Source organism: Moorella humiferrea (assembly GCF_039233145.1).
In the GTDB taxonomy this organism is placed as follows: domain Bacteria; phylum Bacillota; class DSM-521; order Neomoorellales; family Neomoorellaceae; genus Neomoorella; species Neomoorella humiferrea.
Genome location: NZ_CP136419.1, coordinates 1,466,275 through 1,478,003 on the forward strand (window position 1 = coordinate 1,466,275; position 11,729 = coordinate 1,478,003).

Annotated in this window: 13 protein-coding genes; 5 read left to right on the forward strand and 8 right to left on the reverse strand. The window is 54.8% G+C overall.

The genetic code is table 11. The annotated features are described in order from the left end of the window. Positions 1-8 precede the first annotated feature (8 nt). From MHFGQ_RS07600 to MHFGQ_RS07610, 3 genes are all read right to left on the reverse strand, one after another. Positions 9-176: a hypothetical protein gene (locus MHFGQ_RS07600; protein WP_170066176.1), complete on the reverse strand. Its 168-nt coding sequence runs from the start codon at positions 174-176 to the stop codon at positions 9-11. An 89-nt stretch (positions 177-265) separates the two neighbouring features. Continuing rightward, on the reverse strand, positions 266-1,519 hold the full coding sequence (locus MHFGQ_RS07605) for a Ger(x)C family spore germination protein (RefSeq protein ID WP_106004746.1): 1,254 nt from the start codon (positions 1,517-1,519) through the stop codon (positions 266-268). Beyond that, entirely contained in the window at positions 1,520-3,199 is a 1,680-nt protein-coding gene (locus tag MHFGQ_RS07610) for a spore germination protein (RefSeq protein ID WP_245907785.1), read from the reverse strand. A 124-nt stretch (positions 3,200-3,323) separates the two neighbouring features. Between MHFGQ_RS07610 and MHFGQ_RS07615 the strand changes: the two genes are divergently transcribed. The 3 genes from MHFGQ_RS07615 (at position 3,324) to mntR (ending at position 5,269) form a co-directional block, all read left to right on the forward strand. Further along, positions 3,324-4,424, forward strand: a complete 1,101-nt coding sequence (locus tag MHFGQ_RS07615) for a GerAB/ArcD/ProY family transporter (protein ID WP_106004747.1) — start codon at positions 3,324-3,326, stop codon at positions 4,422-4,424. 52 nt (positions 4,425-4,476) lie between these two features. Beyond that, positions 4,477-4,719, forward strand: coding sequence for an alpha/beta-type small acid-soluble spore protein (locus MHFGQ_RS07620; protein ID WP_106004748.1), 243 nt, complete (start codon positions 4,477-4,479; stop codon positions 4,717-4,719). 76 nt (positions 4,720-4,795) lie between these two features. Next, a complete protein-coding gene (gene mntR / locus MHFGQ_RS07625) occupies positions 4,796-5,269 on the forward strand; it encodes a transcriptional regulator MntR (RefSeq protein WP_106004749.1) in 474 nt (157 codons plus the stop codon). Between the two features lie 6 nt (positions 5,270-5,275). Here mntR and MHFGQ_RS07630 read toward each other — a convergent pair whose 3' ends face one another. The 5 genes from MHFGQ_RS07630 to MHFGQ_RS07650 all read right to left on the reverse strand — a co-directional run bounded on the left by MHFGQ_RS07630 (position 5,276) and on the right by MHFGQ_RS07650 (position 9,390). Further along, positions 5,276-6,676, reverse strand: coding sequence for a nucleoside recognition domain-containing protein (locus tag MHFGQ_RS07630; protein WP_106004750.1), 1,401 nt, complete (start codon positions 6,674-6,676; stop codon positions 5,276-5,278). Beyond that, a complete protein-coding gene (locus MHFGQ_RS07635; RefSeq protein WP_106004751.1) occupies positions 6,676-7,464 on the reverse strand; it encodes a FeoB small GTPase domain-containing protein in 789 nt (262 codons plus the stop codon). The genes MHFGQ_RS07630 and MHFGQ_RS07635 overlap by 1 nt, the downstream gene beginning before the upstream one ends. A gap of 17 nt (positions 7,465-7,481) precedes the next feature. Beyond that, a complete protein-coding gene (locus MHFGQ_RS07640; protein ID WP_106004752.1) occupies positions 7,482-7,718 on the reverse strand; it encodes a FeoA family protein in 237 nt (78 codons plus the stop codon). 267 nt (positions 7,719-7,985) lie between these two features. Further along, a complete protein-coding gene (locus MHFGQ_RS07645) occupies positions 7,986-8,246 on the reverse strand; it encodes a DUF3343 domain-containing protein (RefSeq protein WP_106004754.1) in 261 nt (86 codons plus the stop codon). Further along, positions 8,239-9,390 carry an aminotransferase class V-fold PLP-dependent enzyme gene (locus MHFGQ_RS07650; RefSeq protein ID WP_106004755.1) on the reverse strand — a complete coding sequence of 384 codons (1,152 nt, stop codon included), beginning with the start codon at positions 9,388-9,390 and terminating at the stop codon, positions 8,239-8,241. The genes MHFGQ_RS07645 and MHFGQ_RS07650 overlap by 8 nt, the downstream gene beginning before the upstream one ends. 153 nt (positions 9,391-9,543) lie before the next feature. Between MHFGQ_RS07650 and MHFGQ_RS07655 the strand changes: the two genes are divergently transcribed. Together MHFGQ_RS07655 and nuoF are read left to right on the forward strand one after the other, a co-directional pair. Continuing rightward, positions 9,544-10,074, forward strand: a complete 531-nt coding sequence (locus MHFGQ_RS07655; RefSeq protein WP_106004756.1) for a complex I 24 kDa subunit family protein — start codon at positions 9,544-9,546, stop codon at positions 10,072-10,074. After that, entirely contained in the window at positions 10,016-11,728 is a 1,713-nt protein-coding gene (gene nuoF, locus MHFGQ_RS07660; RefSeq protein ID WP_106004757.1) for an NADH-quinone oxidoreductase subunit NuoF, read from the forward strand. Before MHFGQ_RS07655 ends, nuoF begins: the two co-directional genes overlap by 59 nt. Position 11,729 lies beyond the last annotated feature (1 nt).

Genomic DNA, 11,729 nt, shown 5'->3' on the forward strand with positions numbered 1-11,729 from the left:
TTTTGTTCCTATTCCGGGGGACCCAGAAGCAGCCGCGCCCAAGGTTCAAAAAACTTGATTAGCGCCTCGGAGGGAAAGAATATTTTATGCCCCAGGGACCAGGGAACGCTTAAACCTAAGGCCGCCAGGGACATTATCACGAAGGCCAGAAGTTCCCGCCAGGACTGGCGCCGCACCAGAGAAGGGACCTCCAAAAAAAATATAATTAAATATAAGGCTACCAAAATCAACAATCTACCCATAAAGGATTTGCGCACTCCTTATTTTAACTGCCCCCGCCGGGCTTTAAGGGCCGGCCCGTCATTCCCGTCCGCCTCAGCTTTGCTTCAATTTCAATGGTTACAGGCAAGCGTTGAAATTCATCCCTCCAGTTATTTTCCACCTGACGCCACACTTTGGGATAGCGGCGGTGCAGGGCGCCGGCGAAACCGAAGACGTCCGTACCCGCCTTCTGTGCCGCCCGCAGGGCCTCAGTGATTTCCGCCCTTATCCTGGCGGCGGCCTGTTCTTCCAGGTATTTCACCGCCTCTTCTTTGGTAAAATCCTGGTATCCCTGCTCTTCCAGGAGGTTACCTTCCACCTTAACCTTAATATTCCCCCGGATTAGGCCATCCCGATATTCTACTTCTGTTTTTGCACGGGAGTCGGTTATATTTAAAGATACCAAACTACCATTCTGGTCGCTCAGGGTCAGGACGGCATTTTTCACCTTATTGCGCACCCAGGACCAGCCGCGGGTCTGCTCGGCGTTTAGCCACGCCACCAGTTTGTCACGGTAAAAAAGGCCGGCGCCATTGAGGCGCGCCGTCAGCAGCGTTTCTGCTTTTGGGGCCGTTGCGCCTCCAGTACCGCCGGCAGTGCCTCCCCGCCCCAGAAGGGGTGGATAGGGTTGGGGGGCCAGTTCCAGCACCGGCAGGACGGTACTCCCCGCCTCCCCCGACAGGTCGTAAAAAACGTGGTTTACATTGGGAATAAAACCGTAGCCGCTGACCTGGACCCATTTGTGAAGCCCGGTTATTTCCCTCCCCAAATTTTTTTCCAGGCCGCTCTGGGCCATAATCACTTCGTCCCGGGCGGGGCCGCGGGTTAATAAAATAAGGGTGGTGCGGCGGAATTCCGGGATGCGGTCGATGTGTTCCAGAACCTCTTTAATGCCGTATCTGGCCATTTCCTCCCCGATGAGTATGGCGGCCGCATGGGCCAGATAGGCCCGCCGGGGCATGCCCAGGGCTCCTTGGCGACCGGCCTCTAAAAAAGTAGCTCCCTTTTCGCTATCTATAATTGCTTGACGCTGGGGCAGGGTTTCCCTGCCGCCCCCTTCTCCCCCGCCACCGGCGGGGGATGGTTTGATGTATTCAACGGTTAAAACCCGCTCCTGGCCCTCCAAATCAAAGGCGGCAGAGGAAAAAAAAGACAGTTCGTTAATCTCCCGCCGATCCCAGCAGCCGCCGGCGCAGATCGCCACCACTACGGCCACCAGCACCAATGGCCTTGTAAAACCTTTTCCCCTTTTACCCATCTACCTCTTCGGCCTTCCTTTGCGCTTTCTGCCTTTTCTGTAGCTGTTTTTTACGTTGCCGTTCCCTAAAAAAGTTTCCAGTTCTTCTTCGGGTTCTCTTTCCCGGGCGTTGACTGCGGGGTTAAGCCCGATAGCCATACGCCGCAGGTTGCGCCGGCCGGTAAGAAGGGGGCGTCTTACCATGGCCCACCACGGCACCCTTTCAATGAGGTCCTTATGCCCTTCCCATATAAAGGGGGCCAGCGGGGTTAAATATGGTTGCCCGAAATTTCTCAGGCTCACCAGGTGAATCAAAATTATCATGAGGCCGGCGAAAATGCCCAACAGACCCAGGGTGCCGGCCAAAAAAATCATGGGCAGGCGTAACAGCCGCACGGCCTGGCCCAGGCTGAAGGTGGGTACGGTAAAGGAGGCGATGGCCGTGGCGGCAATCACAATAATCATGGGCGCCGACATCAGCCCCGCCCGAACGGCCGCTTCCCCGATGACCAGGGCGCCGACGATGCTGATGGTCGTGCCGATGGCTCGCGGCAGCCTGATGCCGGCCTCGATAAGTATTTCAAAAAGGACCTGCATGATTAAGGTTTCCACCACGGCCGGATAGGGCACGGGCTCCCGCTGGGCGGCAATGGATATGGCCAGGGGTGTAGGTATCATTTCCTGGTGAAAGGAAACCAAAGCTACGTACAAAGAGGGAAGCAGCAGCGAAATCAACAGGCCCAGATAACGAAAAAGGCGCACCCCCATGCTCAGGGGCCAGCGTTCATAATAATCGTCGGGGGCCTGCATTTGGTCCGCAAGACTCCCGGGAAGGACCAGGACGAAGGGGGTGCCGTCGGTCAGGATGGCCACCTTGCCTTCCAGCAAATCGGCCACCAGTTTGTCCGGCCTTTCCGTGCGGTTCAGCTGGGGCATGGGGGAAAAGGGGGCCTCCTCCAGAAGTTCCTCCAGATAACCGCTTTCCAGAACGCCGTCGATGTCAATTCGCTCTAGACGCCGGCGGACCTCTTCAACAATCTCGGGCAACGCCAGCCCTTCCAAATAGCAGATGGCTATTTTAGTATGGGTGCGCCGTCCGATATTCAGAGTTTCAAAACAGAGGTCAGGGGTACGCAACCGCCGCCTGATTAAGGAAATGTTGGTGGCGAGGTTTTCGGCAAAGCCCTCCCGGGGGCCGCGCACGGACACCTCATTGACCGGTTCTTCCACCGGCCTTTTTTCCCACCCCTCAATGCTGAGGAGCAGGCAGCGCGTCGAACCCTCAACCAATAACGCCGCTTTGCCGTCTAAGAGGCCGTTTATGACCTTAGACCTTAAAACCTCTTCCTCTAAATCGCCTACGGCTAGCTTTGCGCGGATTAAACGGAAAAGTACCGCCTCATCCTTCACCAGGGTAGCGGCCGGCAGGGTGATTAAAGAGCGGAGGATGTCCCGCTGGACCACATCCCTGTCGACCAGGGTTTCAATATATATCAGTGCTGTTTGCCTGCCGTAGAGTTCAATCTCCCTGATTACCAGGTCTTCGCTGGGGCCGAAAGCTTCTTTGATATAGGCAATGTTGATGTCCAGCCGGGGATGGAGGAGTTGGGAGGATTGCCTCCCTTTTGGCAGGGAAATTTCCCCACCACCCCCCTTTTTCCGGCGGCGCAGCCAGCGCCACATGGGGTACAGGGCCGGCACCTTCTTTACTTCCTGTTTTAATCTAACCTGGAATTATTATGATGCCAGTTCAGGGGTAATATACCGCCGTACCCACCCGCATATCTTACCGGTCGTGGGAAATATTAGATGGGGAGGATGGGTCATGATGGAAAAGGGCAGGATTTCCCACTGGCAGCTTTTTGTTTTATTTTCAGGGTTTCTGATTGGAACTTCTACGTTAATCGTTCCCGTCGGACCGGCCAGGCAAGATGCGTGGATCTCATACCTGCTGGCAGGAACAATAGGTCTGGGAGAGGCTTATATTTACTGCGCCCTGGCCCGCCGTTTCCCGCGGGAAACCCCCGTCCAATATGCCGCGCGGATCCTGGGAAGGTGGGTCGCTGCCTTCTGCAATGCTATTTTCCTCTGGTACGCCCTGCACCTTTCAGCCTTGGTGCTGCGCAACGTCGTTGAATTGTATAAACTGGCGATTCTCCCCCAAACACCGACGGTGGTAGTGGCCGGGGTTTTTGCCGGCCTTGCATCTTACGCCGTCCGCCTGGGAATTGAAGTACCGGCCCGTTTGAGCGAGCTCTTGATACCCCTGGTTTTTATCGCCATTTTTATCCTCACCATAATGGCAGTAGCCATCCCGGGATTGGTTCACTGGGAAGCCCTTCTACCTGTGATGGAAAGGGGAGTGCTGCCCGTCCTCCGCGGCGCTGTGCCGCCCCTAGCCTTTCCCTTCGGGGAAACAGCTTTTTTTCTATTCATTTTACCTTTTACCACCGAGCCGAAAAAAAGCTTTCTCCCCTTTGCTGCCGCTATAATCACGGCCACCCTGCTTACCACCATGGTGCTAGTTCGAAACATTATCGTCCTCGGCGCCGCCGAGGTTACACGCCTTAATTTTCCCAGCCTCATTGCCATTCAAATGATCAACATCGGCGATTTTTTACAGCGCATGGAGCCGGTCATCATCTTCGTTTGGAGCTTTACCATATTATTAAAATTAATCATCGTCTATTATGCCTTCGTTATAGGTACGGCCCAGCTTTGGGGCCTTAAAGACTACCGTCCCCTGGTGCTGCCGACGGGTCTGCTACTGGCCTTTTTTAGCCTCAGTCTTTACGAAAATTTTGCCCAAATGATGTTATTTGCCAGCCGCGTATTTGCATTTTATTTCTTACCTGCCTATCTGCTCTATCCCGCTATATTGCTATTAGTGGCTAAAATACGTAACGTTAAAGGAAGGATACGCTAAATAAAGTATAATATACGGCCGATTCCGGAAGAATAAAACCCGGGGTGATAAAATGGGGCACAAAAAGGATAACGATCAATTACGTACAGAGCGCCAGCTCGACAAGCTAAAATGGGAGACGGCCAAAGAGCTGGGCCTCGACGACGATCTGGCAAACGCCGGCAATGAATTGACCACCCGGGAGGCCGGAAAAATCGGCGGTAATATGGTGCGCAAACTGGTTAAGTCCGGGGAAAAGGCCCTGGCGGAAGAAGGAGACCGTAAGGCCCGATTAAACCTGAAGGATGATCTATAGCGGCCAGAATTAAGGCAAAAAAATTACCTCCCGGCATAAAGTTTAGTATGGAAGCAAAATGCCGGGAGGGAGTGCCGTGCTTACAGAAAGCATGGAAGATTATCTGGAAATGATCTATAGGTTAAACGAAGAAAAAGGATACGTCCGGGCCGTCGACCTGGCGGAGGCCCTGAACGTCCAGCCGTCTTCTGTTACCAGAATGATCCAGAAGCTTCGCGAAGAAGGCTTGATCCAGTACGAAAAATATCGTCACATCGCCCTTACGGATAAAGGCCGGCGACTGGGGTATTTCCTAGTCTGGCGTGATACCGTGTTGAAAGAGTTTTTGACCCTTCTCAACGCTAAGGTAGGTGTTGAAGAACAGGTAGAAGGCATCGAGCATTACATTACGCCGCCTACCATGTGCCTGATCCGCAACCTAATCATGTATTTCCGCGCCCATCCTGAAGGCCTGGAAGAAGTCCAGGCAATGAGCAAGCTGAATAAATATCCAGAAGGAGAAAAGCTGGAGGAGCTGAGGGCCTGGCTTTTCCGCCATAGCTGCGATTAAATGCCCTTATCCTGCCGCCATTATTCCCATAAGCCCCGCCAGGAGTTTTACGAGAAAACATAAGGCAAACCCTATTACCGTAGGAACGGCCGCCGCCAGCAGCGGCCACTTCCAGTTCTTTGTTTCTTTATATATGGTCAGCAGAGTAGTGCCGCAGGGCCAGTGCAGCAGGGAAAAGAGCATGAAGTTTATGGCGGTAACCAGTGTCCACCCCTTATCCATCAATATCTCTCCCAGGGCCCTCAAGCCATCCACCTCCATGAGCATACCCGCTGAAAGATAACTCATTAGTAAGATGGGAAGGACGATCTCATTGGCGGGCAGTCCCAGGATGAAGGCCAGGAGAATATAGCCGTCAAGGCCCATCATTTTTCCGATGGGCTGGAAAATGCAGGCAAGATGGTCGATAATGGTGCCCTCGCTAAGGCGCAAGTTGGCCAGTACCCAGGTGAAGGCGCCGGCTGGCGCGGCCACCAGAACGGCCCTGGCCAGGACGTAAATTGTGCGGTCGAGGAGGGAGCGGACGATTACCCTCAGCACCTGGGGCGGTCGATAAGGAGGCAGTTCCAAGATAAAGAAAGACGGCTCCCCTTTCAAGACGGTGCGGGAGAGGAACCAGGTGGTAAAAAACATAAGGAGGATCCCCACCCCGATAATTGCGGTGACGGTGAGAACGGCCAGCATCGTACCTGACCACGTCGTTAAAAAACCGCCCATGAAGATACCGCTCAAGGCAATGAGGGTGGGAAAACGACCGTTACAGGGAGAAAAATTATTAGTCAGAACGGCCAGGAGCCTTTCCCGAGGCGAATCGATAATACGGCAGCCGACAACGCCGGCGGCGTTGCAGCCAAAGCCCATACACATGGTCAAAGCCTGCTTACCGTGGGCCCCGGCCTTTTTGAAGAAACTATCCAGGTTAAAGGCGATGCGCGGCAAATAACCCAGATCTTCAAGCAGAGTAAATAAAGGGAAAAAGATGGCCATGGGCGGTAACATAACGGCGACCACCCAGGCCAGGGTACGGTACATGCCCGCAACGACGATGCCGTGAAGCCAATCAGGGGCCCCCAGGTGGTAAAAAAATGCGGAAAGAACGTCCTGGAAAGCAAAGAATAAATTGGCCAGGATGCCGGAAGGGTAATTGGCGCCCTTTAAAGTCAACCAGAAAACAAAGGCCAGCAGGGCCAGCATGATGGGGTAACCCCAGACCCTGGAGGTGACAATGGCATCCAACCGCTCCTCAAGTGCAAAAAATCCGCTGGCGTTTTTTTTAACGACCCGGGAGGCAATGGCTTCTGCCCGGGCATAGAGGGCGGTGACCATCCGGTCGCGGTAGGAAGTATCTATATAACCTTGCGGATGACGGGCTGCCGCAAAAGCCCGGTCATTTGTCCGGCCGCACATTAAGTCAGCACCTCTTTTAGCTGCAACTTTATCCCTGGAGATTTTAACTCCGTATCTAAAAAGTTCTTGATAGCATCAATTATGCTGTCGTCGCCTTCCAGCAGACGCAGGGCCACCCAGCGGGCGTTGAGGCGGCCCCTTAAAATTGGTTCCAGTGCCTTTGCCATTCGGCCTACGGCCGCTTCAATATCATCATCATAAACAATGGGATTGGGTGTCGGTTGCAGGGCGCCCGTAGCCACGGCGGTAATTACGTCCTTTAGCCTGGTCAAGCCTTCTCCCCTTCTGGCCGCCGTCGGCACCACCGGTAGTCCCAGCTCGCTGGCCAGGATTGAGACATCAATAACGATTTTTTTCCGCCGGGCTTCATCCATAAGGTTCAGGCAGACTACCACTTTACTTGTTACTTCCGTAACCTGGAGGACCAGGTTGAGATGGCGTTCCAGGCAGGTGGCATCGACCACCACCACCGTGACGTCGGGCCTGCCGAAGCAAATAAAATCCCGGGCCACCTGTTCCTCTACGGAGCTGGCTAATAAGGAATACGTGCCGGGGAGGTCCACCAGGGTAAAGCTATGCCCCTGGTGGGTAAATTTACCCCGGGCCTGTAAAACCGTTTTTCCCGGCCAGTTGCCGGTATGCTGTTTTAAGCCGGTCAGGGCGTTAAAAATCGTACTCTTACCGGCATTGGGATTCCCGGCCAAAGCAACCACGTAACCATTACTCCCGGCCGGGAGAAAGTTTTCTTGTAATGTGAAAAATCCGGTGGCCTGCCTGGTGAGCCCCATGTTAGTCACTCCCCTTTTTATACCGGCCGCACCAAAACCTGCCGGCTTTCTTCCCGCCGCAGGGCAATGGCAGCCCCGCGGATGAAAAAGGCGGTAGGATCACCGCTGGGACTACGGCGTAAGGCTACCACCCTGGTACCCGGTACCAGCCCGAGATCCATGAGGCGGCGCCGGGTCAGGCCCCATGCCTGCAAGGAAACAACTTCCCCGGTACTGCCCGGCTTGAGGTCGCTGAGGCTGGTAACTGCCCCCATTGGCACTCCCCTCTTTTCCCTCATACCTGTCCGCCGGGGTTCCCCCAGAGGGGCTATTGCCCGGCGTCCATATTTTTGCTTGCTCCACAATCCCTTGCCGGCCGGCAACTTTCTGATATCAGGCTATGCCGCCCCCCGGGGCATTGTTACCCTGTTTTTAAACCGACAGGGAAAATTTTATTGCCAGGGACGAGGTGATGCCGGCGAGGCCTTAAAAAAAGCCCTGGGATTAACCCAGGACCACAAACCCATTGCCTGCTTTTATTCCTAATCCGCCTCGAGGATCAGAAAGCGGCCGCGCTCTTTTTGAGCCTTCACCCTTTTTTCCAGCTTAACACCTGCTGCTATCAAAAGTTTTGCAGCTTCCTCGTCAACTGTCGGATCTAGTTCCAGTGCCAAACCGCATAAAGAACTAACTTCCCGGGGCATGGGTATAAGGCGTCCCGTAAGCCCCGCTCCCTGAATGACCTTTTCCGCCTTCAGGGCTTGGTAGGTTGAAGGAAAGGTTAGCAATACTACCTCAGGCACCGCCAACCACCTCAATTAATTTTTTAATCGCTTCCAGGGCGGTCTCTATTTCCGCGGGGGTATTGAAGTAGCCCGGACTCAACCGCAGGGTCCCTGTATTTAGCGTACCTATAGTCCGGTGGGCCAGGGGGGCACAATGGAGCCCCGAACGGGTTACAATATCATAATGTTCAGCCAGCCAGATGGCGGCTTCCCCTGCCCCCAGACCGCGAATATTGATGGACACCACCGCCACCCTCTTTTCCGGTTGCGCCGGACCGTACACGGTTACTCCCGGCATACCTTTAAGCCCCTCTAAAAGCATGGCGGTAAGTTCTAATGTATGCCGGCGTATCTTTTCCAGGCCGGTTTCTTGGATAAACTTTATCCCCGCCCCTAGGGCGGCTATGGCCGGGGCGTTTATTGTACCACTCTCGTATTTGTCGGGGAGTACTTCCGGCTGCTCCGGCAGTTCGGAATGGCTACCCGTTCCGCCGTAAATCAGGGGAGAAACGACGTCCGGATCGCGAATATATAGGCCGCCGGTTCCCGGCGGACCCAGAAGCCCTTTGTGGCCGGTAAAGGCCAGCAGGGTAATGCCCGCCGCCTCTACGTCAATGGGAATTTCCCCGGCCGTCTGGGCCGTGTCTACCAGGTACTGAAGACGATGGCGCCTGGCGATTTCCCCCACCTCTACAATGGGCATGATGGTCCCCGTTACATTGGAAGCATGGGTAAGGCAAATGAGCCTGGTATGGGGTTCTATGGCCCTTTCTACCGCCCCGGGATCTAGAGTGCCGTCGGCACTGCAGGATACGACCGAGAAATCTATTCCCTTTTCTTGCAAAGCATACAGGGGACGTACCACCGCATTATGTTCCATACTGCTGATGATTACATGGTCGCCCTTTTTTAAAAGACCCTGGAGGGCCAGGTTCAAAGCCTGGGTGGCATTGCCGGTGAAGATTATTTTTTCCGGTTCGCGGATATTAAAAAAAGCAGCCAGCAGTTCACGGGTTTCCAGGACGGCCAGCCCGGCGTCTAACGCCCCCTTGTTAACGCCCCGGTTGACGCTGCCGCTGAGGTTGCGCAAAAAAACATCGGCCGTTTGATAGACTGTTTCCGGCTTTGGCCATGAAGTGGCGGCATTGTTTAAATAAATCATGGCTTTGTTGCTCCTCTAAAGGCTTAATTGGTGCTTTTATATAATATTCTTTCCTTTACATGAATACCCTGTCATTTTTATATAACCGTTCGTTATACGCCGCTGGTATAAAAAAACCGTCAGTTTTTAAAAATAAAGGCGGGGGTAAAATTCATGCTCGACAAATACGGCCGTCTCGATAAAGTCATTAAAGTTTACAGCCGCCAGCCCGGACAGCTGATCCGCATCCTGCAACAGGCCCAGGAAATTTTCGGCTACATTTCCCCGGAGGTTCAGGCCTACCTGGCGGCCAGGCTTAATCTTCCCCTGGCAGAAATCGCCGGGGTGGTGTCCTTTTATTCCCTTTTCAATTCCGAACCCAAAGGTAAATACACCATTAGCATCTGCCTGGGGACGGCCTGCTATGTTAAAGGCTCCCAGGAAATTTTCCGCGCCTTTAAAAACGAACTGCATCTCGATGACGACGACACCACGGTGGACGGCCTGTTCACCTTAAGGTCGACCCGCTGCATGGGAGCCTGCGGCCTGGCGCCGGTGGTGGCCGTTAATGATGATATATACGGCCAAGTTAAAGCTGTAGATGTCGCCGCCATTATATCACGGTACCGAAAAAAGGAGTTAGCAGATGATTACGAGCGTCAGCGAACTTACCAGGATCCGGCAGCAGCACCTCCCCCTCATTGAAGCCCGCCTGAACAGGGAAAAGGCTAAAGAGGAACGTCACATCCTCGTCTGCGCCGGCACCGGGTGCAGTTCTGCGGGAAGCCATGCTTTACGTGAGGAATTAAAAAAACAGGTTGAGAAGCTGGGCCTCGGTGGAAAGGTAAAGGTCTTTAAGACCGGGTGCTTTGGTTTCTGCAAGCTGGGACCCATTGCCGTGGTTTATCCGGAAGGTATCTTTTACTGCCGTGTTCAAAAGGAAGACGCCGCCGACGTGGTGGAAGGTGTGGCTTCCAACCGCATTGTCGACCGTCTCCTCTATCGCGACCCGACCACCCAAAAAGCGGTGCGGCATCTGAAAGAAATCCGCTTTTTCCAGGCCCAGCAGCGGATCGCATTACGCAACTGCGGCGTTATTAATCCCGAAGACATAAACGAATACATAGCCCGCGACGGCTATCAGGCCCTGGCCATGGCTCTGGAACGCCGGCCGGAAGAAATAATCGCCGCCGTCACCGCTTCCGGTTTAAGGGGGCGCGGCGGCGCCGGGTTCCCCACCGGCCGTAAATGGGCGCTGATGGCCGCCGCGCCGGGGCAGCCCAAATACGTGGTATGCAACGCCGACGAAGGTGATCCGGGCGCCTTCATGGACCGCAGCATCCTTGAGGGCGATCCCCACAGCGTTCTGGAAGGAATGGCCATCGCCGGTTACGCCACCGGAGCCCGTCAGGGCTATGTCTATGTGCGGGCCGAATATCCCATCGCCGTCGACCGCCTGGAAAGGGCCATCCGCCAGGCCCGCCGCGCGGGATTGTTAGGGGACAACATCCTCGGCAAAGGCTTTTCCTTTGACATTGAAATACGCCTAGGAGCCGGCGCCTTCGTATGCGGCGAGGAAACGGCCCTCCTGCGCTCCATTGAGGGGCGCCGGGGCGAACCGCGGCCGCGGCCGCCCTACCCGGCCCAGGCGGGTCTTTGGGGTAAACCCACGGTCATCAACAACGTGGAAACCCTGGCCAATGTGCCGGTAATCATCCGCCGCGGGCCGGAATGGTACGCCTCTATGGGCACCGTCGGCAGCAAAGGTACCAAGGTCTTTTCCCTGGCCGGAAGCATCAACAACACCGGTCTTATCGAAGTGCCTATGGGTACCACCCTGCGCCAGATAATTTTCGATATCGGTGGCGGTATCCCCGGCGGTAAAAAATTTAAGGCCGTGCAGACGGGTGGCCCTTCCGGGGGCTGCCTGCCGGAGGAAATGCTGGATACTCCCGTCGATTATGAAGCTTTAGCGGAAGCCGGCTCCATCATGGGCTCCGGCGGGCTGATTGTCATGGATGAAGGCGACTGTATGGTGGACATCGCCCGTTTTTATCTGGAATTTTCCCAGGATGAGTCTTGCGGCCGCTGCACTCCCTGCCGCGTAGGCACCAAACGCCTGCTGGAAATTTTGAAGCGCATTACCTCCGGAGAAGGCTCCATGGACGATCTGCAACTCCTGGAAAACTTAAGCCGTGACGTTAAAGAAGCCTCCCTCTGCGGTCTGGGCCAAACGGCTCCCAATCCCATCCTTTCTACCCTGCGGTATTTCCGCCACGAGTACGAGGCCCACGTCCGCGATAAATACTGCCCGGCCGGGGTTTGTCCCAATTTAACGCGGCGGCCGGTTTTACATTAAA